A 21426-nucleotide genomic window follows, 5' to 3' on the forward strand; every position below is an offset into this window, starting at 1 on the left:
GCCTGTTCGGGGACTCAGCCTCGGCGCGCGCGACCACAATCGCTTCGTAACGCGCCCTGTTCTCAGCATCCTCGATCTGCTCGCCGGCATCCATGATGACCCGCACATGCGCCTGCGAGATGTGACCCGCGCCGAACGATGCCGCCGTCGCAGGGAAGCGCTCCTGAAGCATCGCGGCGGTGCCCATATGCGACTCGATCGTGCGATCGCTCAACCGCAGCGCGGCGCCGATCTCGGTCGCGATCGCGCGCTGCGACATCTCCCGCGAATCGACGGAGTCGAACGGCTCATCATCGGCGATGCGGGAGGCCGTCGCCAACAGCGCCGACTTCGTTGCCATCAACTGATTGATCGTCTGGTCCACGGATGAGAGCGTCGTGACGACATCTTCAAGCAGTGCGTTCAGCACCGGTGAAGTCATCGTCGAAATGTTCATAAATACATTGAACTACTGGCCTCAGACATTCGAAGTTAAACACTGCGTTCGCGCATGCCCATCAGACGTCGGATCCGTTGGGCACACGAGGTCCCGGAAGGGTTCGTCGGCCGCTCATGCTGGTGAGGCCTGTACTCGCCCGTAGGGGACGACTTAAACTCGCGACATGAGCAGCGCGACGGAGGCCCGACCGGCCCCCGGAACACGTTTACGAGGCTTCTCCTCAGCCGTCAATCCTTGTGACCGGCGTTGTGCTGATCCCGATGACGCTCGCCATCATCTTCAACAGCTGGTCCGCCCCGGACGCCGATGCGTATGTCCGAATGGCTTTCGCGCAGGTCGCTGGTGCCACCATCGCCATCGCCACCGTCGTGACGCTCGTTGCGCACCGCATCGTCCGCCGCAGCGCACTGCGTGACACCTTGTGGTTCGCGCTCATCGCCGTCGGCATCACGGCATGGCAGATCGCCAATGTCTCACGCGCCGCCAACTTCCTCCTGACGGGGCTGGGTCTCAATACCTGACCAGCACCGCTGACAGCCGGAGGTCAGATACCGATGCCGGCGTCCGCCAAGATGCGGGCAACGTATGGCTGCGTCTCGAGTCGTGAAATGTGTTCAGGCGTGAACCACGCCACTTCACGCAGCTCATCTTCGTCGATGGTGAGTGTCTCGGACACAAGCCGGCATGCGTACGCAGTTGTCACATATGCGCAGCGATCTCCGTTCGGGTAGGTGATGAACATGTCCTCGCCTCCGTAAACCCCGACGATCTGCGAAACCTCCGCCTCGATTCCGAGTTCTTCGCGGATCTCTCGGATGATCGTGGAAGCTGGCTCTTCACCGGGCTCCAAGCCCCCTCCGATGAGCGACCACTCATCGTCACCCTGTGACAGCGCGAGAAGAACCTCTCCCACATCGTTGCGGACCACCGCTGACACCGCGGGGAGGAGCAGCAAATCGTTGCCGACACGATCGCGCAGCGACTTGAGGTACGGCGAGATTGGCATGTGATCCAGCGTACGATCTTGCAGGTCGCCAGTCTGCGGTAAGCGGTCGCTTGCGGCGTGGCCCAGGCGTCAGGCGCACGAACCTCATACCTCGTGGGCCTATATCGCTGGATCGTCGGCCGCCGGGCGCGCACTTGTCGCGGGTGATGCATTCGGTGCCGAGGTGGGCCAGATGGCCCGGAGAACACTGATCGCAGCATCCAGGTCGACACCGGCGCGAGCACTCGAATCGGCAAGTTTTCGTGCGGCATCGAGCACTGGGCGAGACGTCGTGGTCGCGGTCGCGCTGACACGCGTTCCGCCACCGGTGCGCGTGATGAGGAGGCCTTCGGCCTCCAGCGCGCGGTAGGCCTTCGCCACCGTTCCCGGCGCGACAGCGAGGTCCTTCGCGAGCTGGCGGACGGAAGGTAGACGGTCCGCTGCCGCCAGTTGACCGGAGGAGATCAGACCGCGGATCTGATCGCGGATCTGATCGGTCGGAGGGGCGGAACCCGACAGGGTGATGCTCATACCGCCACCTCGGCCGGTTCAACACGCCGCACGGGGATGCCGGAGAGGGCGACACGTGCCCACAGGACGATCCCGCACGTGCAAGCGACGTATGCGGACCAATAGAACACCGATTCAAAAGCTGCGATCGGACTCCACAAGAACATCGTCCCTTCCGACGTCGAAAAACTTCCTCGAACCGAGGCGGTTCCCGATAGCGACCCGAACACGACCCCGAGGTGTATCAGCAGCGCCCCAGTTGTCACAGCGAGAACGCTCTGTGTTCGGACAGTACGAATCCGGACGTCGTCCTCGCGGCTATCGCCCAGCGGGGGACGTGCGATGAGGAACAGATCAACCCCCGCGACAGCAACCAGCACCGCGATAGCGATCATGGATGGCACCGAGTAGAACCACCCGTAGATGGTGACACCCACTGACCCGACACCACCGTCGAGCACCATGGATTCGTAGCGGCCCGACTCAGGGTCGGGCTCGGAAACCGTTCCAGCAGCGAACGTGATCACCAGGACCACCGCGAGAACGGCGATCGGCGGGATGAACCACCATCCACGAGCAAACATCAAGGGCGACCGCGGCGACAGGTCCGCGGAGCCGAGACCTCGCCGCGCTCGCACGGGAAATGCCAACAGAACCAGACTGAGGATCCCCGCGAGCAGCGGAACCAGAAACCGGTAGTCCCAATACCAGATGATCACATCTGCTGGGAGAGCGAACGGTATCAGCAGTGACCATGATCCCATCACGCGGTGCAGAACCTCAGCGAGCACCCCGAGCAAGCCGGCCAGCCCCACGAACAACGCCACCGTACCAGCCGGCAAGCCGGTCCGGCGATCACGCATCAACCACCAGAGGATTGCAATGACCAGACCGATGATCGGCGCACCGAATACCAAAGCGAGAAGCCAGATCATGGGTCACGACCTTTCTGATTTGTATCATCTCGATAGTACACAGATGTATTGTCGAGTTGCTACATTCACTCCGGTGTCATCATCGCCTCGAACTCGCACGTCGAACTCTGGCCTCCGCGGCCATCCGCACCCCGCACCGCCCCGGATGCCCTATCGGGCGGACGCAGCCCACGCCTCGAACTCTGCCTGCACATCGTCGAAGAACACCGTCTTCGCCAGGGTGTAGTCGTCGTAATCGGCTTTGCCGACCTGTTGCGCACTGAGAGTTCGTTTCACCGCCTCATAGCGCTGGCGCGCGTCGGGGACAGCCCTGAGCCAGTTCCGGAACCAGACCGCGTAGAGACCCCAGGGAGAGTCCGCGCGGCGGACGTGCAGGATCGCCTGGGCGTCGTCGTGCCAGAACAGCAGCTTCTCCCACACAGTGGGGTCGACCTCGATGGATCCCCGCGGAAGGTCACGGTCGACACCAGGAGAATCGGGGCGGGATCCACGCGCGCGAACGTAACCCAGAGGCTCCAGCCTCGCGACCAGATCGGCCTCGACCGGCAGAGGCGAGTTGCGCAACTGCAGATCCACGAAGGGTTTCGCCGCAAGCTCCGGCACCGACGTCGAGCCGATGTGATCGAGCGTCGCGGAATCGAAACCCGCCATCCCCTCGAGGGCATCACGAATGCCGGACAGCAGACGCGACGCACGCTCAGCCCACTCCGCCCGATGCTCGACCAGTGCAGCCGGGTTCGTTTCCTCGCTCATTCGCACAATCTACCCAGCGCGGATCCACGGCGCCGACGACGACATCACGGGAAGCCGGCAGCCGTCATCAGAACGGCACCTCGCCGGAGAAATTCACCTTCACGCCTCGATGTCCCACCCACAGACGATGATGGAGGGATGAGCGATGTGCTCGAACGCTTCACCCCTGCCACACAGGACTGGTTCCGGGGTGCGTTCAGCGCGCCCACATCCGCACAGGCGGGAGCATGGGACGCGATCTCGGCCGGCAGGCACGCTCTCGTGGTCGCCCCGACCGGGTCGGGAAAGACGCTCTCGGCGTTCCTCTGGGCGATCGACCGCGTCTTCCGCGAGCGGACGGATGCGGGAGATGCAGCCCCCGCGAAGGGCACCGCCCGCACACGCATCCTCTACATCTCACCGCTCAAGGCCCTCGGCGTCGACGTCGAGCGCAACCTGCGCTCTCCACTCGTCGGCATCGGCCAGTCCGCTCGCCGACTGGGCATGGCAGCCCCGTCAGTGAGCGTCGGCGTCCGCTCCGGAGACACCACCTCGAGCGACCGCCGCAAGCTCGTCTCCGACCCGCCCGACATCCTCATCACCACGCCCGAGTCCCTCTACCTGATGCTCACCAGCCGAGCGGGCGAGACCCTGCGCGACGTTCACACCGTCATCATCGACGAGGTGCACGCGGTCGCCGCAACCAAGCGCGGCGCACACCTGGCCGTGAGCCTGGAGAGACTGGATGCCCTCCGCCGAGCAGGCCGAGAAGACACGCCACCCGCGCAGCGCATCGGCCTCTCCGCCACTGTCCGCCCGATCGACGAGGTGGCCCGCTTCCTCGGCGGATCCGAGCCGGTCGAGATCGTCGCCCCGAAGGCATCCAAGACGTTCGACCTCTCGGTCGTCGTGCCGATGGACGACATGACCAACCCCCCCCCCCCCCCCCGCGCCCCGCCCACGGGCGACGACCCCGCCGAATACACCGAGGTCACCGGATCCGTGTGGCCGCACGTCGAAGAGGCGATCGTCGACCGCATCCTCGAGAACAAGTCCACGATCGTCTTCTCCAACTCGCGTCGCCTCGCCGAGCGCCTCACCGGCCGGCTCAACGAGATCTACGCCGAGCGCATCGGCGTGCCCGTCCCGGAGCCCGCGGGACCGCCCGCCGCGATGATGGCCCAGGCCGGATCCACCGCGGGCGCAGACGCGGTGCTCGCCAAGGCGCACCACGGCTCCGTCTCGAAGGAGCAGCGCGCCCTCGTCGAGGAAGAGCTGAAATCCGGCATCCTGCGCTGCGTCGTCGCGACCAGCAGCCTCGAGCTCGGCATCGACATGGGAGCCGTCGACCTCGTCATCCAGGTAGAAGCGCCGCCGTCCGCGGCATCCGGCCTGCAGCGCGTCGGACGCGCAGGACACCAGGTCGGCGAGATCAGCCGCGCCGCGCTCTTCCCCAAGCACCGTGGCGACGTGCTGCACACCGCGATCGTCACCGAGCGGATGCTGGCGGGCAAGATCGAAGCCATCGCCGTGCCGCGCAACCCGCTCGACATCCTCGCGCAGCAGACCGTCGCGGCCTGCGCGCTGGCGCCGATCAGCGTCGAGGAATGGTTCGAGACCGTCAGGCGCAGCGCACCCTTCCAATCGCTCCCCCGCTCCGCCTACGAGGCGACGCTCGACCTGCTCGCGGGCCGCTTCCCGTCCGACGAGTTCGCCGAGCTCCGCCCACGACTCATCTGGGATCGGGATGCCGGCACCCTCACCGGACGGCCGGGGGCGCAGCGCATCGCCGTCACCAGCGGTGGCACGATCCCCGACCGCGGCCTGTTCGGCGTGTTCGTCGCCGGCGAGGGGGCCGGTAGACGCGTCGGCGAACTCGACGAGGAGATGGTCTACGAATCCCGCGTCGGCGACGTGTTCACGCTCGGCACCACGAGCTGGCGGATCGCCGAGATCACCCACGACCGCGTCAACGTACTGCCCGCGTACGGACAACCGGGCAAGGTGCCGTTCTGGCACGGCGACGGCATCGGCCGACCCTACGAACTCGGCGAGGCGCTGGGGAAGTTCTCCCGCGAGGTCTCTGCGGCCACCCCCGAGAAGGCAGCGCAGCGTCTGATCGAGGCCGGCCTCGACGAGCAGGCACGCACCAACCTCATGGCGCACCTCAGCGAACAGCGCGAGGCCACCGGCACGCTCCCCACGGACCGCACACTCACGGTCGAACGCGGACGCGACGAGGTCGGCGACTGGCGCGTCATCCTGCACTCCCCCTACGGCATGAAGGTGCACGCGCCCTGGGCGCTCGCGATCAACGCGCGCATCAGGGAGCGACTCGGGGTCGAGGGATCGGCGGTCGCGAGCGACGACGGCATCATCGTGCGGGTTCCGGATGCCGACGCCGAGCCGCCCGGTGCCGAACTGTTCGTGTTCGACCCCGACGAACTCGAGCTCGTCGTCACCGAGGAGGTCGGCGGCTCAGCCCTGTTCGCCTCGAGGTTCCGCGAGTGCGCGGCGCGCGCCCTGCTGATGCCGCGCATGAACCCGAACAAGCGCACGCCGCTGTGGCAGCAGCGCCAGCGCTCGGCGCAGCTGCTCGAGGTCGCACGGCGCCACCCCACGTTCCCGGTCATCCTCGAGACCCTGCGCGAAGTGCTGCAGGACGTCTACGACCTCCCATCGCTGCGCCGGCTCACGAACGCCATCGCCGAGCGGAAGGTGCGCCTGGTCGAGACGGAACCCGCACAGCCGTCGCCGTACGCACGCGATCTGCTGTTCGGCTACGTCGGCGCGTTCATGTACGAGGGCGACTCGCCGCTCGCCGAGCGCCGCGCCGCCGCGCTGTCGGTCGATCCGGCGCTCCTCGGCGAGCTCCTCGGCACCGTCGAACTGCGCGAGCTGCTCGACCCCGACGTCCTCGCCCAGTGGGAGCGCGAGGCGCAGCGGCTCGACCCCGAACGCCGCGTACGCGGGCTCGAGGGCGTCGCCGACCTGCTGCGAATGCTGGGACCGCTCGACGCGGAAGAAGTGGCAGCCCGTCTCGAAGACGAGGGCGGCACAGCGCAACAGCACCTCGACGACCTCGTCACCACCCGGCGGGCGATCCCCGTCACGATCGCCGGCACCGTCCGCGTGGCCGCGATCGAAGACGCCGGGCGACTGCGCGACGCGCTGGGTGTGGCCCTGCCCACCGGCATCCCGGTCGCCTTCCTCGAACCGTTCGCCGATCCACTCGGCGACCTCATCGCCCGCTTCGCACGCACGCACGGCCCGTTCACGACGGATGCCGTGTCCGGCCGCTACGGCATCGGCTCCGCCGTCGCGCGCCACACGCTGCAACGCCTCGAGAACGCCGGCCGCCTCACCAGCGGGTACTTCCTGCCGGAAGCGGCGGGAAGCGGATCGGAGATCGAATGGTGCGACACCGACGTGCTGCGCCGCCTGCGGATGCGGTCGCTCGCGGCCATCCGCGGCAGCGTCGAACCGGTCTCGCCAGAGGCGTACGCCAGGTTCCTTCCCGAATGGCAGCACCTCGGCCGCCCTCTGGAAGGGCTCGACGGCGTCGTATCGGTGATCGAGCAGTTCGCCGGCGTGCCGATTCCTGCGAGCGCATGGGAATCACTCATCCTCCCCTCCCGCGTCCGCGACTACACACCCGCCCTGCTCGACGAGCTCACCGCGAGCGGAGAGGTCATCTGGTCGGGCCACGGCACGCTGCCCGGTCGCGACGGATGGGTGTCGCTGCATCCCGCCGACCTCGCACCTTTCACGCTGCCCGAACCGGAGGACGAGGTCGCTCCCGACTCCCTCGAAGCCCGGCTGCTCGACGCCCTGAGCGCCGGAGGCGCCTACTTCGCGATGCAGCTGCGTGAGATGACCGGTGCCGAGAACGAGCAGTCGGTGCTCGAGGCCCTGTGGAACCTCACGTGGTCGAGCCGGGTCACGAACGACACGTTCGCGCCGATCCGATCGCTGCTCGCCGGCGGATCGCAGGCGCACCGGGTGACCCGCCGTGCGCCTCGCACGCGCACCTACCGCGGCATGTCGCTCTCGCGCACACCCGCCCGACCGACTGCCGTCGGCGGTCGGTGGTCGCTGCTCCCGTCGGCCGAGACGGATGCCGCGCGCCGCGCCACCGTGAGCGCAGGACTGCTGCTCGACCGGTACGGCGTCGTCACGCGCGGCGCCGTGCAGGCCGAGGGACTGCCCGGCGGATTCGCCCAGGCGTACCGGGTGCTCGCGGGGTTCGAGGAGGCAGGGCACTGCCGACGCGGATACGTCATCGAGAAGCTCGGCGCCGCGCAGTTCGCCGCCTCCGCCACGGTCGACCGCCTCCGCACGTTCGCGGCGCTGGCCGACCCGCCGCCCCGCAGGGCCGTCACCCTCGCCGCGACCGACCCCGCCAATCCGTACGGAGCCGCGCTCGCCTGGCCGCGCCGCGAAGGCGTGTCGCATCGCCCCGGTCGCAAGGCAGGTGGCCTGGTCGTGCTCGTCGACGGGTCGCTCGTGCTCTACCTCGAGCGCGGCGGACGCACCGTGCTCGCGTTCGACGACGATCCGGAGCTGCTGCGTGCCGCGGCATCCGATCTCGTCTCAACGTCGCGCGCCCGCCGCCTCGAGACGCTCACCGTCGAGAAGGTCAACGGCGAGGCGATCTACGGCACCGACTTCGCGATGGCCCTGCAGGAGGCCGGATTCGTGGTCACCCCGCGCGGCTTCTCGCTGCGCAAGGCGATCTAGCGCCCGTACGATATAGCCATGATCCGCGAGTTCTTCACCGGCGTCAGGATCCTCGGACGAGGATTCGGGATGTGGCGCACGCATCCGAAGCTGCTCGCGCTCGGCCTCGTCCCCGCAGTCATCGCATTCCTGCTTCTCGCAGCCGCACTGATCCCCCTCGCGCTCACACTCGGATCGATCACCGACTGGATCACGCCGTTCGCCGACGGCTGGGTCAGCCCATGGCGGGAAGTGCTGCGCTTCAGCCTCGGCGCCGTCCTCCTCATCGCTGCGCTCGCGCTCGCCGGCGCCGTGTTCACCGCCCTCACCCTGACGATCGGCGACCCCTTCTACCAGCGCATCTGGCGCGGCATCGAACGCTCGCTCGGCGGCCCGGAGCCGGCCGGCGACACCGGGATGCTCACGACGATCGGCGAGGGCATCCGCCTGGTCGTCCTCGGAATCCTGGTCGCGCTGCTCACCCTCGTGATCGGCTTCATCCCCGTCGTCGGCGGCGTGCTCGCCTCGGTCATCGGTGTGATCCTGTCGGGGCGCCTGGTCGCACGCGAGCTCACCGGCCGCGCCTTCGACGCCCGTGGCCTCACCACCCTCTCACGCTCAGAACTGCTCGGTTCCGGCCGGGCCCGAGTCATCGGGTTCGGCGTCGCGACGCAGCTGTGCTTCCTCGTCCCACTCGGCGCCATCGTCACGATGCCGGCCGCCGTGGCAGGATCCACCATCCTCGCGCGGTCGCTCACCGAGCGCGCGGCACCGTCACATGCCTGAAGGCGACACCGTCTTCCGCACCGCCCTGCGACTCGACGAAGCGCTGGCGGGCAGAACCACGACCCGCTTCGACCTGCGCGTTCCCGCCTTCGCCACCGCCGACCTGACCGGCGACACCGTGCACGGCTGCGCCGCGCGGGGCAAGCACCTGCTGCTGCGCATCGGTGAGATGACCTTGCATTCCCATCTGCGCATGGACGGCGCATGGCTCCTGTACCGACCAGGCGAGAAGTGGCGGCATCCGGACTTCAAAGTGCGCGCGATCGTCGGCACTGCGGTACACGAAGCCGTCGGCGTCGACATCGCCGAGGTCGAACTGCTACCCACCTCTGGCGAGGAGCAGCTCCTCGCCCACCTCGGCCCCGATCCCCTCGCAGACGACTGGGATCCTGCAGAAGCGGCACGGCGTCTCGGCGCCGACACCCGTAGCATCCACGTCGCCCTGCTCGATCAGCGCAACGTCGCGGGCTTCGGCAACGAATACGCCGCAGAGCTGCTGTTCCTCCGCGGAATCCTGCCGACCACGCCCGCACTCGACGTCGACGTCCCCGCCCTCCTCGACCTCGGTGCACGCACGATCCGCGCCAACCGTCTGCGCGTGAACCGGACCTTCACAGGCGTCGATCGCCCTGGACGGAGCACCTGGGTCTACGGCCGCGCGAACCGGCCGTGTCGACGGTGCGGGACGCGCATCCTCCGCGGCACCCAGGGTGCGGATCCCACCCGTGAACGCATCACGTTCTGGTGCCCGAACTGCCAGCGCTGAAGCCGCGGCGGGTTCAGGGAACCGCCATCCCCGTTCGGGAATGAATCCGCCCCTCTCGTGGTTGTTCATATATCCGGAGATGTCCGGACACGGGAGGAATCTTGGGTAAGAACTACATCGATATCGAAGACGACCAGGGCAAGGCGCTGCGTTATCGCAAGCACGTCAACGGTCGCGGCCTCGTCGCGCATGGCGCGAAGGTGCACCCGAAGGCTGTTGTCGAAGCCGGCGCCTATATCGAACCAGGAGCGCGCATCGGCGCGGGAGCGAAGGTCGCCCGCGGTGCGTGGGTCGAACCGGATGCCGTGATCGGTGACAACGCGTACATCGACGCGCACGCCCACATCGGACAGGGCGCAGCCGTCGGAGACGGCGCACACATCGGTGTGCGCACTGAGATCGGCGCCGGCGCACGCATCGCCCGCGGTGCCCGTATCGGCGCAGACGAGATCGTCGCCGCCGGTCTGCGGATCGCCACCGACCGCAAAGGGCTCTGGCTGGCGGCCTGAGCCCGCCCCCGCCTCAGCGGGCAGCGCTACTTCAGCGCGCGCCGGATGAGGATGGAGGCCGCTTCGACGATCACGACCATGCCGATGATCACGAGCACATAGGCGAGCACTTCGTCGAAGTGGCGCCCCTGCAGCGCGTTGAGCAGCAGGAATCCGATGCCACCTGCCCCGACGATGCCGAGCAGGGTCGCCGAGCGGATGTTCTGCTCGAGCAGATACATCAGATGGCTGACGAGCGCCGGCACCGACATCGGCACGGTGGAGGAGAAGAACACCTGCGCACGGGTGCCCCCCGCTGCGGCCAGTGCACGCTCGGGACCGTTGGGCACCTCCTCCATCGAGTCGCCGATGAGCTTCGCGAGCAGCCCGACACCGCCGATGCCGAGAGCCAGCGCACCGGCCTGCGGACCGATGCCCGCGGCGATGATGAACAGGATCGCGACGACGAGGTCGGGGATCGCGCGGATGACGAGAGCGATGCCGCGGAACAGGTTGCGCACCGTGCTGTTGGGCGCCACGTTCCGCGCCGACAGAGGTCCGACGACGGCCGAGATGATCGTCGCCATCAGCGTCGCGGCGAAAGCGATCTGGATGGTCGTCACGACCGCCGCGAGCACATCCGACCAGTCCCTGCTGCCGAAGTGCGGCGGCCAGATCGCACGGTCGCGCGTGGGATCCACGATCTCGTTCCATGCCGGCGCGAACATCTTGGTCACATCGGGCGCGGTGTAGAGGAACGCTCCGACGACCGCGGCGACGCCGAGCCAGATCCACAGCGTGTTGCCGACGCGGGTGCGATCCCACGGGCGGTGCATGGCCGCCTCGATCCTCGTATGGCGATCCTGCGTCGTCACCGACTGGGCGGCTGCGGCCTCACCGGCGCGTGCGCTCCTGCGCGCGACCGCGCGGGCCACGGTGTCACCGACGCTCTTACCGGTCGGCCTGACGTTGAGGAGTCGGGTGCGCAGCAGCGACGAGACGATCTCGAACAGCACGCAGAGCACGATGATGATCACGACGAGCGGGATGACGCGGCGCATGCCTGCCGGCCCGCCGTGCAGTGCGTCATCCAGTTCGTAGCCGATGCCGACGACACCCACGACACCCAGGATGACCGTGCCGCGGAGGTTGATGTCTGCACGGTGCAGCGTCACCGCGACCCATGCGGGCAGCACCTGCGGAACGATGCCCGACCAGAACTGCTGCGCCTTCGTGCCGCCGGCGGAGCGGATCGCGAGGCGCGGACCCTCGTCGATCTGCTCGATCGCGTCGGCGAACATCTTCGAGATCATGCCGACCGAGTGGATTCCGATCGCCACGATCGCGGGAAGCGTCCCTGAGTTGAACCACAGGAAGGCGAGCACGACCACGAACACGACATCCGGAATCGCGCGGGCGACGACGCCGATCCCGCGGCACAGCGCCATCACGGCGGTGTTGGGGGTCGTGTTGCGCGCAGCCCCGTATGCGACCGGGATGGAGAGCACGGCCGCGAGCGCCGTACCCGCGATGACCAGCGCGAGGGTGATGACGATCGTGAGGAACATCTCCCAGATCGGCTCGAAGCCGACCCACGTCGTGACGAAGACCTTCTCGCCGCCGCCCTGGACCTCGGCCGTGACATCCCATCCCGGCCACTGCATCGGCGTCGCCATGCTGAGGAACCGGGAGAGATTGGCACCGGTGGTCTCGAGGCTCTTCAGGCTGTAGTCGAGCCCGATGAACGACCAGACGCCCAGACCGAGAATGGCGATGATGACGCCGTACGAGACGATCGAGGACAGCCGAGGAGCCGGGCGCGGAACCCTCGCGACGCGATCGGCGAGGGCTGCGGGGCGCTCTGCGAGGGTGGTCACGCCGGTTCCTCGTTCGCGAAGTCCTCTGCGAGACGCTCGCGAGCCGCGGAGCGCTGGATCTCCTGCGCGAGAACCTGCTCGCGCGCCTCGGCGAGCTCGCTCTCGAGCGCGGCGATCTCGCTCGTGCTGGTGGCGACGCGCCCGTAGATCTCCATGACCTCTTCGCGGGTCAGATCGTCGGTGCGGGTGTCGAGCACGACGCTCCCTGCGCGGAGGCCGATGATGCGGTCTGCCCAGCTCAACGCGAGATCGACCTGGTGCAGCGAGCAGATGACCGTGAGCGAGCGCTCGGCGGCGATCTCCCGGATGAGCGACATGACCTGGCTGCTCGACTCCGGATCGAGCGAGGCGACCGGCTCGTCAGCGAGCAGGATCTCCGGATCCTGCATGAGGGCACGAGCGATCGCCACGCGCTGCTGCTGCCCGCCGGAGAGGTTATCGGCGCGCTGGTAGGCGAAATCGAGCAGTCCGACGCGGTCGAGATGGCCGAGCGCCTTCTCGCGCATGCGACGGGGATAGCTCAGGCTGCCGACCCGCGGGCCGCGAAGGGTGGAGAGGCCGCCGGTGAGCACGTTCTCGATCACCGTCAGAGCGCCGACCAGCTCGAACTGCTGGAAGATGAAGCCGATCCGCCCGCGCAGGGCGCGCAGCGCCGGGCCCCGCAGTTCCGGCACGGCCTGGCCGAGCGACACCACCGAGCCGGTCGACGGAGTCTCCAGTCCGTTGACGTGGCGCAGCAAGGTCGACTTGCCTGAGCCGGAGAGGCCGAGCAGGACGACGATCTCGCCCGGGACGACGGACAGCGACACCCCCTCCAGAGCCGGACCGGCAGCTCCTGGATATGTCTTCCCCAGATCGGTGATCCGGACTGCGGGGGCGTCGCTGTTCGTCATGTCATCTCTCCTACGGTGCGTGCGAGTGGGCTGAACGGGTCAGGCCTGGCAGGCCTCGACCTCGTCGGCGATCTCGGTGCACAGGGTGCGGATGAGGTCGTAGTACGCGTCGTCGACCGCACCGAAGCCGAACCAGCCCTCGGTGAGGAACTCGTTGAGCTCGACACCCGCGTCGGTCAGGTCGGACTGCGTGCTGTCGGCGAGCGCCTCGACGAGCTGGTCCTGGACGTCCTGGGGCAGCGCGGCCTGCATCACGATCGGCGCGGCGGGAACCTGCACGCGGGTGACCTCTTCGAGCTCACCCGACTCGATCAGCGGGTCGGCGTCGATGTCCTGGGCGAAGCCGACCTGGCAGTCGGTGCCCTCGGCGACCTTCTTGGCGTTGAGGTCGTGCTCCTCACCGAACAGGCGGTTGTCGTCGGCGACCGTGACGCCGGCCTCGAGGAGTCCGCCCATCGGAACGGCGAAGCCGGAGGTCGACGTCGGGTTCACGAAGCACACGGGCTGGTCGGCGAAGTCCTCGAGCGAGGTCACGTCGGTGGCTGCCGGGTTCTTGACGGCGACGGAGAAGTAGCCGGGCTCGGCACCCTCCTGAGTGATCTGCGCGCCGATCGGGATGATGTCCGCACCGGCGTTCTGCGACTGGTAGTAGGTGAACGCCGAGATCTGCGCGATGTCGATCTGGTCGGCTGCGAGGCCCTGCACGACGGCGGTGTAGTCGGTGGCCTGGAAGAGCTCCACCTTCTTGCCCGTGATCTCGGCGATCCAGTCGGCGATCGGCTGGGCGTCCTGGTCGGCGCCCTCGTGGTCGGGAAGCACGGCGAAGACGAGCGTCTCCGAGTCGCCCGATGCGAACGTGCCCTCGGATGCAGGTGCGTCGCCCTCCGTCTCGGAGGACGCAGGTGTGGGAGCACAGGCGGCGAGGCCGAACGCGAGCGTGAGGCCGGCGGCGACGGCGAGGCCGCGCGTGAAGGTGGACTGCATGGGGTGGACCTTTCGGTGACAGTGCAGGGTGAGGATCGGCGGGACGGCCGACTGCGACAGTCAAGGCGCGGGATGAGACACCTGCGGATCGAGAACGCAAAGGTCGCGTGAACGAGAAATGAATTCGCTGTGGCGCAGCGGCCGGTGGCGCACGGGTAGCCTGAATCCATGGCGAGACAACGCGGACGCGGAGGCGCGGCGAAGCGTCCCTCGACGGGGAGGGCATCTGCGCGCACACCGGCGCCGTCGCGGAAGCCCGGCGCATCCGCCAAGAAGGTCGTCTTCGACACTCCACGCGTCGTGGAGGAGCCGCGGAGCTTCCGTCTCGGCGCCGTCCCCGGAGCCACACCGGGCAAGTGGATCGACACGTGGAAGCAGCGCATGCCGCACGTCGCCCTGGAGCTCGTGCCGATCGAGGCGGATTCGCAGCGCTCCGCGATCGACGAGCTGGATGCCGCCCTCATCCGCCTTCCGTTGAATGACGACACGCTCCACATCGTCGCGCTCTACGATGAGATCCCCGTGGTCGTGGCGTCCGCGGAATCGCATCTGCTGGCCGTCGACGAGCTCGATCCGGCAGACCTCGAGGGCGAGGTGCTCATCACCCCGCTCGACGACGTGCTCGGCCCCCTCGACATCCCCGGTGTCCTGGCGCCGGCATTTCCACCGCTCGCGACCACGGCCGACGCGATCGCCACCGCCGCCACGGGCGTCGGGATCGTGATCGTGCCGATGTCCCTGGCCAGGATGCATCAGCGCAAGGACGTCGGCCACCGGCCCCTGCGCGGAGGCCCGACCTCGACGGTCGCCCTCGCGTGGCCCAGGGAGCGCACGACCGCAGACGTCGACGCATTCGTCGGCATCGTCCGCGGGCGCACCGCCAACTCCTCGCGCTGAGCGAAGGTAGGTTATCGTCATGGCTTCGCTTCTCTACGTCTGCGTGCGGCCGGAACGCGGAGCGGCCGACGCCGAGCACGTCTCGTTCCAGCGAGGGCTCGCCGTCCCGGAGCTGGACCAGTTCGATCTGCTCTCCGGCCCGCTCCCCGATGAAGTGCTCGCGCGTCACGACGGCTTCGTCATCGGCGGCTCGCCGTTCAACGTGACGGATGCCGTGAAGGCGCCGCTGCAGCAGCGCATCGAGTCCGACCTCGAACGCATCGCCGCTCGCGCGCTCGAGAACGACGCCGCCGCCCTGTTCACCTGCTTCGGGATCGGTGTCGTCACTCGGATGCTGGGCGGCGCGCTGACCCTCGCCCATCCCGAGGCCACCCGCTCGACCGGGATCAGGACGACGGATGCCGGGGCCGCCGACCCCGTCTTCGGTCCCAGCGCCCCGGCGCTGAACGTGTTCACGGCTCACAAGGAGAGCGCAGCCGCCGTCCCGCCCGATGCCGTGCTGCTCGCGACGAACGACGACTGCCCCGTGCAGGCGTACCGCGTGGGCACGCAGTTGTACGCGACGCAGTTCCACCCGGAGCCGAGCCCGCGCGACTTCGCCGACCGCATGACGTTCTACCGTGGCAACGGATACTTCGACCCAGAGGCCTTCGACGCCGTGGAAGCAGAGATCCTCGCCGCCCAGGGTGTGGGCGGCGAGGATCTGCTGCGCAGGTTCGCTGAGAACTTCGCCTGAGCGAGAGGCGCTGGGCCGAGAGGCGCTAGGCGACGGCGTGCACCGCCGACTCGACGACCAGTGCGTCGTCATCGGCGTCCACGCGCACGATGCCGCCGTCCTCGAGGCTACCTGCGACCAGCAGGTCCGCGATGCGGTCGTCCACCTCGCGCTGGATCAGCCGGCGCAGCGGACGGGCACCGAACTCGGGCTCGTAGCCGTGCTCGCCGAGCCATGCGACTGCGGCATCCGACACGTCCAGGCGCATGTCGCGCTCCGCGAGACGTGCCGAGGTGGCCGCCAGCATGAGACGCACGATGCGCGCCAGCTCATCCTTGGTGAGCTTCTGGAACAGCACGATCTCGTCGATGCGGTTGAGGAACTCCGGCCGCATCGCCTCGCGCAGCTTGCCCATCACCCGATCGCGCAGGTCCTTCATCGACGAGAAGCCGTTCGCCGACGCATCCTGCGATGACACGAAGCCGAGCGCACCGGAACGCGAAGCGAGGAACTCGCTGCCGACGTTCGACGTCATCACGATCACCGTGTTGCGGAAGTCGACCGTGCGGCCCTGACCGTCGGTGAGACGCCCGTCGTCGAGCACCTGCAGCAGCAGGTTGAACACGTCGGGGTGCGCCTTCTCGATCTCGTCGAACAGCACGATCGAGTACGGGTTGCGCCGCACGCGCTCGGTGAGCTGACCCGCCTCGTCGTAGCCGACGTATCCCGGAGGGGCACCGACGAGACGCGACACGGTGTGCCGCTCGCCGAACTCGCTCATGTCGAAGCGGATCACGGCGTTCTCGTCGTCGAAGAGCCGGTCGGCCAGCGCCTTGGCCAGTTCGGTCTTGCCGACGCCGGTGGGCCCGAGGAAGAGGAACGAGCCGACGGGGCGACGTGCATCACCCATTCCGGTGCGGCTGCGCCGGACGGCGCGCGCCACTGCGGTCACGGCGTCCTCCTGACCGATCACCCGCGCGTGCAGGTCGTTCTCCAGGTCGCCCAGGCGCTCGCGCTCGCCTTCGGTGAGGCGGCTGGCGGGGATGCCGGTGGCACGCGCGATCACCTCGGCGATCTCGCGCTCATCGACGACCGCAGGTGCGCCGGCGTGCTCGCCGGAGGTCACCGCGTCGATCCGTTCCTGAGTCCGGACGATCTCGTCACGCAGACGCGATGCCTCCTCGTAGTGCTCGGCGCTGACTGCGGCGTTCTTCCGAGACTCCAGATCAGCGAGCTCCGTCATGAGCGCAGACGTGTCTGCGGGCAGGCCCAGCTTCAGGCGCAACCGGGCACCGGCCTGGTCGATCAGGTCGATCGCCTTGTCCGGCAGCACGCGGTCCGGCAGGTAGCGGGCGCTCATGGTCACGGCTGCACGCAGTGCGGCATCTGTGTAGGTCACCCGGTGGTGGTCCTGGTAGGCGTCCGCCAGCCCCTTGAGAATGAGCACGGCGTCGTCGATGCTCGGCTCGTCGACCTTCACCGGCTGGAAACGGCGCTCCAGCGCGGGGTCCTTCTCGATCTGGCGGTACTCCTTGAGCGTCGTCGCGCCGACCATGTGCAGGTCGCCGCGTGCGAGACGGGGCTTCAGGATGTTGCCCGCGTCCATGCCGCCCTCACCGGATCCGCCGGCACCCACGACCGTGTGCGCCTCGTCGATGAACACGATGACCTCGTCCTTGTGCGCGGCGATCTCGTCCATCGTCTTGGTCAGACGCTCCTCGAAGTCACCGCGGTAGCGGGTACCGGCGATCATGGCCGGCAGATCGAGCGCGATGACCCTGCGTCCCTCGAGCTGGGCGGGGACAGTGCCGTCGACGATCGCCTGCGCGATCCCGTCGACGATCGCGGTCTTTCCTACGCCGGCCTCGCCGATCAGAACGGGGTTGTTCTTCGTGCGGCGGCTGAGGATCTCGATGGTCTGCTCGATCTCATCGCTGCGACCGATCACGGGGTCGAGCTCGCCGGCACGCGCCCGCGCGGTCAGGTCGATGCCGTACTTGTCGAGCATGGTGGAGCCGGATGCCGCAGCTCCCGCGTCGGGGGCATCAGAGCCGACCGGCGCGTCGACGTGCTCGCGCGCGGCGTCGGTGAGCGCATCGGCTGTCACACCCATCTGCGCGAGCACCTGGCCCGCCGGGACATCCTGACCGAGCACGAGGGCGAAGAAGACGTGCGCGGGCTCGATGTACGTCGCACCGGACGAGCGGGCCACCTGATAGGCGTGGAACAGCGCGCGACTGGCGCTCGGCGTGATCGTCGCCGCATCGGCCTCGGCGCGGGGACCGGGGGCAGGCAGCCGCGTCTCGACCGCGTCGACGATCTGCTGCGGTGTCACGCCGATGCGCTCGATCGCCTGCGCGACGGTGGCGTCCTCGACGATCGCGCGCAGCACGTGCAGCGCGTCGAGCTCGGTCTGGCCGCGTTCGAGCGCGAGACGGCCGGCGTTCTGCAGGATCTCCTGCGTGCGCGCGGTGAGGAATCGGCTGAGGTCGATCGACCGGGTCTGCCGGGCTCGCTCGCCTGCCAGATAGCGGGCGAGGAACTCATCGAACGAGTTCGCGCCGTTGTCGCTGAAGTCGTTGGGCATTGCGTTCTCCTAAAGTTGAGCGTGCTTCACTCAACTTCAACGCACGGCGTATCGGAGTATTCCCGGTGTCTCAGATCCCGCGCATCAGATTGATCCGCTCACGCAGATAGGCCTCGAGCGGCATGTACGCGCCGGCCCCCGACCACCGCACGGACGGCACGCCGTCGCGCAGTGCGAGCGGCCCGGACGCCCCGCCGGCATCCACAGCATCCACATCGATGACCGACCATCCGACATGCACGACGTCGCCCTCGCCGAAGCCGCCCTTCAAGGCCAGCTGTCGACGCGCCGCCCTCGCCCTCGCCGACTCGGCCGTGTACCCGCGGCGCCCCTGGTCGGCGGCGCGCAGCACCTCAGCGGTCGCGAGCACACCGGTGTCGGTGAGAAGCAGCACTCCGACGTGCCAGGCCTCCCCCACGCGCACGATCCGTTCGCCGCGCCAGCGCGAGGAGCGCTCCTCACCGAGCCCCTCCTTGGGTATCCCCACCAGCGACGTTCGCGCGGCATCCAGGATCTCGATCGTCGTCACAGTTCCCCCTGCGGCAGCGTCTGCTCCTCGGCATCCAGTCGCTCCCGGTCGCCGCGCAGGATCATCGCGACGAGCGGATAGACCAGCACCGACAACATGCCTGCTCCGACCAGCGCGGCCGCGATCGCGGGATCGAGGACGCCTTCGTCCACGCCGATCGCCGTGACGGCGACGATGATGGGCAGGCCGGTCGCCGCGAGCATCCCGAGCGCAGTGCGTTCGCGCAGACCCGCCCCGCGTGAAGCCGAGATCTGGGCAGCGGCACCGCGGATCACGAGCAGCGAGATCAGGAACAGCGGCACCAGTGAGAGCGCGAGCGGAGAGGAGGCGAGCCGGCCGAGGTCGAATGTGACGCCGGTGTACAGGAAGAAGATCGGCACCAGGAATCCGAACGCGATCGCCTCGAGCTTGCTCTCCACTGCCGCGGCATCCGGCTCCGGTGCGCGGGCCATGATGATGCGCCACACGGCGCCCGCGACGAAGGCGCCCAGCAGCATGTCCAGGTCGAACAGCACGCTGAGCCCGACCAGCCCCGCGATGAGCATCAGCACGAACCGCACCCCGAACTGGTCGGACGTGTGCAGAGTGGCGGCGACGAACGTGTGCAGCCTGCCGTGCGGTGCGCGACGCGCGATGAGGATCACGAGTGCGGCGAGCACGACGAACATGACCAGGATCGCCGCAGCGACCGGTGGGCGGCGTGTGCTGAGGAAGACCGAGATCGCGATCAGCGGCAGGAACTCGCCCGCCGCACCGATCGCGGTGACGACCTTCCCGAACGGCGAGTCCAGTTCGCGCGCATCGCGCAGGATCGGCATCAGGGTGCCCAGCGCGGTCGAGCTCAGCGCGATCCCGATCACGATCATGCCCTCGCCCGGTGCGATCAGGAATCCGACGCCGACGCCCAGTGCCAGGCCGAGCAGCCACCCGAGCGAGGCCCGCACGAGCGGCCGACCGGCGATCGCCCGGAAGTCGATCTCACTGCCCGCCATGAAGAACAGCATCGCCAGCCCGAGATCGCTGAGCTTGTCGAGCACCTCCCCCGGTGCGACCCAGCCGAGCACGGCCGGCCCGACGATGATGCCGAGCACCAGTTCGAAGACGATGATCGGCACCCTCAGCACAGGGCGGACACCGCGAGCCAGCAAGGGAGCGGCCACCGCGAGCAGCGGCAGCAGCACAAGCCCGATCTCGCTCGCAGTCACCCGCTCAGAGTATCGACACCGCACCCCTCCTCGTGCGGATTCGTCACCGCGGGCGCACACACGAGAGAATCTACGAACACCCTGCAAGGAGCATCCATGTCCCAGACCGACACCGCACGCCTGCTCATCGCCTGCGATGACCAGCCCGGAATCGTCGCCGCCGTCGCCGGCGTCCTCGCCGAGCACGGCGCGAACATCGTCTCGCTCGATCAGCACTCGACGGATGTCGGACGTTTCTTCCAGCGCACGGTCATCCAGCTGGCGGGCCTCGCCGCCGCGCGTCCCGCACTCGAGGCCTCGATCGCGAAGGTCGCGGGGCGGTTCGGGATGGAGTGGTCCCTGCACGACGTCGCCAAGCGCAAGCGCGTGGCGATCTTCGTCTCCAAGTACGACCACTGCCTGATGGAGCTCCTCTGGCGCACGCAGCGCGGCCAGCTCGACATCGACATCACGATGGTGATCTCCAACCACCCCGATCTCGCCGAATCGGTGCGCACGTTCGGGGTGCCGTTCGTGCACATCCCTTCCACCGACAAGGCCGCGATGGAGCAGCGTCAGCTGGACCTTCTGCGGGGCAACGTCGACCTCGTGGTGCTCGCACGGTACATGCAGATCCTCACCGACGACTTCATCGAGAACGTCGGGGCGCCGATCATCAACATCCACCACTCGTTCCTGCCGGCGTTCATCGGCGCGAACCCGTACGCACGGGCGAAGGAGCGCGGCGTGAAGCTCATCGGCGCCACGGCGCACTACGCGACGGTCGACCTCGACGAGGGACCGATCATCGAGCAGGACGTCACACGCGCCTCGCACTCGGACTCCGCCGCCGATCTGCAGAGCCGCGGCGCCGACGTCGAGCGCCAGGTGCTCGCCCGCGCCGTGCAGTGGCACGCAGAGGACCGCGTGATCGTGCACGGGCGCTCGACCGTCATCCTCTAGGTCGACCGCCCGCGCCGCAGGCGCGTCAGAGCACCTTCGACAGGAAGTCCTTCAGCCTGTCGCTCTTGGGCGCCCCGAACAGCTCGGCGGGCGCGGCCTCCTCGACGACGACTCCGCCGTCCATGAACACCGTTCGACCGGACACCTCGCGGGCGAAGCCCATCTCGTGCGTCACGAGCACCATCGTCATGCCGCCCTCGGCCAGGTCGCGGATCACCTGCAGCACCTCGCCGACCATCTCGGGATCGAGGGCGCTGGTGGCCTCGTCGAACAGCATGATCTCGGGGTCCATCGCCAGCGCGCGGGCGATCGCCACGCGCTGCTTCTGCCCGCCGGAGAGGGATGCCGGCTTCGCGTCGGCCTTCTCCGAGAGGCCCACTCGGTCCAGCAGCGCGAGCGCGCGTTCACGCGCCGCGACCTTGGACAGCCGCCCCCGC

The 21426-nt window shown here is 68.3% G+C and carries 20 protein-coding genes; 8 read left to right on the forward strand and 12 right to left on the reverse strand.

What is annotated here, in order from left to right:
- On the reverse strand, positions 1–421 hold a 421-nt coding region (locus tag ACNPNP_RS17230; RefSeq protein ID WP_448967281.1), incomplete at its 3' end, for a DUF222 domain-containing protein.
- 278 nt (positions 422–699) lie between these two features.
- Between ACNPNP_RS17230 and ACNPNP_RS17235 the strand changes: the two genes are divergently transcribed.
- Positions 700–960, forward strand: coding sequence for a hypothetical protein (locus tag ACNPNP_RS17235; RefSeq protein WP_448967282.1), 261 nt, complete (start codon positions 700–702; stop codon positions 958–960).
- 23 nt (positions 961–983) lie between these two features.
- Here the strand turns inward: ACNPNP_RS17235 and ACNPNP_RS17240 are convergent, their stop codons facing one another.
- The 4 genes from ACNPNP_RS17240 to ACNPNP_RS17255 all read right to left on the reverse strand — a co-directional run bounded on the left by ACNPNP_RS17240 (position 984) and on the right by ACNPNP_RS17255 (position 3622).
- A complete protein-coding gene (locus ACNPNP_RS17240; RefSeq protein WP_448967283.1) occupies positions 984–1445 on the reverse strand; it encodes an NUDIX domain-containing protein in 462 nt (153 codons plus the stop codon).
- Positions 1446–1544: 99 nt separating this feature from the next.
- Positions 1545–1955 (reverse strand): GntR family transcriptional regulator, encoded by a 411-nt coding sequence (locus tag ACNPNP_RS17245; RefSeq protein WP_448967284.1) that lies wholly within the window; start codon positions 1953–1955, stop codon positions 1545–1547.
- A complete protein-coding gene (locus tag ACNPNP_RS17250) occupies positions 1952–2869 on the reverse strand; it encodes a hypothetical protein (RefSeq protein ID WP_448967400.1) in 918 nt (305 codons plus the stop codon). Before ACNPNP_RS17250 ends, ACNPNP_RS17245 begins: the two co-directional genes overlap by 4 nt.
- 150 nt (positions 2870–3019) lie before the next feature.
- A complete protein-coding gene (locus tag ACNPNP_RS17255; protein ID WP_448967285.1) occupies positions 3020–3622 on the reverse strand; it encodes a GrpB family protein in 603 nt (200 codons plus the stop codon).
- A 138-nt stretch (positions 3623–3760) separates the two neighbouring features.
- On the opposite strand from ACNPNP_RS17255, the gene ACNPNP_RS17260 reads away from it, so the two are divergent.
- The 4 genes from ACNPNP_RS17260 to ACNPNP_RS17275 all read left to right on the forward strand — a co-directional run bounded on the left by ACNPNP_RS17260 (position 3761) and on the right by ACNPNP_RS17275 (position 10381).
- The gene (locus ACNPNP_RS17260) at positions 3761–8341 is read left to right on the forward strand and encodes an ATP-dependent helicase (protein ID WP_448967286.1); all 4581 of its coding nucleotides are present in this window, start codon (positions 3761–3763) and stop codon (positions 8339–8341) included.
- An 18-nt stretch (positions 8342–8359) separates the two neighbouring features.
- A complete protein-coding gene (locus tag ACNPNP_RS17265; RefSeq protein ID WP_448967287.1) occupies positions 8360–9106 on the forward strand; it encodes an EI24 domain-containing protein in 747 nt (248 codons plus the stop codon).
- The gene (locus ACNPNP_RS17270) at positions 9099–9872 is read left to right on the forward strand and encodes a DNA-formamidopyrimidine glycosylase family protein (protein WP_448967288.1); all 774 of its coding nucleotides are present in this window, start codon (positions 9099–9101) and stop codon (positions 9870–9872) included. Before ACNPNP_RS17265 ends, ACNPNP_RS17270 begins: the two co-directional genes overlap by 8 nt.
- Before the next feature lie 101 nt (positions 9873–9973).
- Positions 9974–10381 carry a transferase gene (locus ACNPNP_RS17275; protein WP_448967289.1) on the forward strand — a complete coding sequence of 136 codons (408 nt, stop codon included), beginning with the start codon at positions 9974–9976 and terminating at the stop codon, positions 10379–10381.
- 26 nt (positions 10382–10407) lie between these two features.
- Here the strand turns inward: ACNPNP_RS17275 and ACNPNP_RS17280 are convergent, their stop codons facing one another.
- Genes ACNPNP_RS17280 through ACNPNP_RS17290 form a run of 3 tightly spaced genes read right to left on the reverse strand, consistent with a single transcriptional unit; the run spans position 10408 to position 14114 of the window.
- A complete protein-coding gene (locus ACNPNP_RS17280; protein WP_448967290.1) occupies positions 10408–12237 on the reverse strand; it encodes a PhnE/PtxC family ABC transporter permease in 1830 nt (609 codons plus the stop codon).
- Positions 12234–13130, reverse strand: a complete 897-nt coding sequence (gene phnC / locus ACNPNP_RS17285) for a phosphonate ABC transporter ATP-binding protein (protein ID WP_448967291.1) — start codon at positions 13128–13130, stop codon at positions 12234–12236. The genes ACNPNP_RS17280 and phnC overlap by 4 nt, the downstream gene beginning before the upstream one ends.
- Positions 13131–13169: 39 nt before the next feature.
- The gene (locus ACNPNP_RS17290) at positions 13170–14114 is read right to left on the reverse strand and encodes a PhnD/SsuA/transferrin family substrate-binding protein (RefSeq protein WP_448967292.1); all 945 of its coding nucleotides are present in this window, start codon (positions 14112–14114) and stop codon (positions 13170–13172) included.
- A gap of 168 nt (positions 14115–14282) precedes the next feature.
- Here ACNPNP_RS17290 and ACNPNP_RS17295 point away from each other — a divergent pair, with 168 nt between their 5' ends.
- Together ACNPNP_RS17295 and ACNPNP_RS17300 are read left to right on the forward strand one after the other, a co-directional pair.
- Entirely contained in the window at positions 14283–15011 is a 729-nt protein-coding gene (locus ACNPNP_RS17295; protein ID WP_448967293.1) for a LysR substrate-binding domain-containing protein, read from the forward strand.
- A gap of 19 nt (positions 15012–15030) precedes the next feature.
- Positions 15031–15747 (forward strand): glutamine amidotransferase-related protein, encoded by a 717-nt coding sequence (locus tag ACNPNP_RS17300; protein ID WP_448967294.1) that lies wholly within the window; start codon positions 15031–15033, stop codon positions 15745–15747.
- A gap of 25 nt (positions 15748–15772) precedes the next feature.
- On the opposite strand, the gene ACNPNP_RS17305 is transcribed toward ACNPNP_RS17300, so the two are convergent.
- The 3 genes from ACNPNP_RS17305 to ACNPNP_RS17315 form a co-directional block, all read right to left on the reverse strand.
- Entirely contained in the window at positions 15773–18313 is a 2541-nt protein-coding gene (locus ACNPNP_RS17305) for an ATP-dependent Clp protease ATP-binding subunit (protein WP_448967295.1), read from the reverse strand.
- A gap of 70 nt (positions 18314–18383) precedes the next feature.
- Complete coding sequence (locus tag ACNPNP_RS17310) at positions 18384–18842, reverse strand: glutaminase (RefSeq protein WP_448967296.1); 459 nt, start codon at positions 18840–18842, stop codon at positions 18384–18386.
- Entirely contained in the window at positions 18839–20047 is a 1209-nt protein-coding gene (locus ACNPNP_RS17315) for a cation:proton antiporter (RefSeq protein WP_448967297.1), read from the reverse strand. Before ACNPNP_RS17315 ends, ACNPNP_RS17310 begins: the two co-directional genes overlap by 4 nt.
- A gap of 96 nt (positions 20048–20143) precedes the next feature.
- Between ACNPNP_RS17315 and purU the strand changes: the two genes are divergently transcribed.
- Positions 20144–20989 (forward strand): formyltetrahydrofolate deformylase, encoded by an 846-nt coding sequence (purU, locus tag ACNPNP_RS17320; protein WP_448967298.1) that lies wholly within the window; start codon positions 20144–20146, stop codon positions 20987–20989.
- Between the two features lie 25 nt (positions 20990–21014).
- On the opposite strand, the gene ACNPNP_RS17325 is transcribed toward purU, so the two are convergent.
- On the reverse strand, positions 21015–21426 hold a 412-nt coding region (locus ACNPNP_RS17325; RefSeq protein WP_448967299.1), incomplete at its 5' end, for an amino acid ABC transporter ATP-binding protein.

It is taken from the genome of Microbacterium xerophyticum, assembly GCF_053543555.1.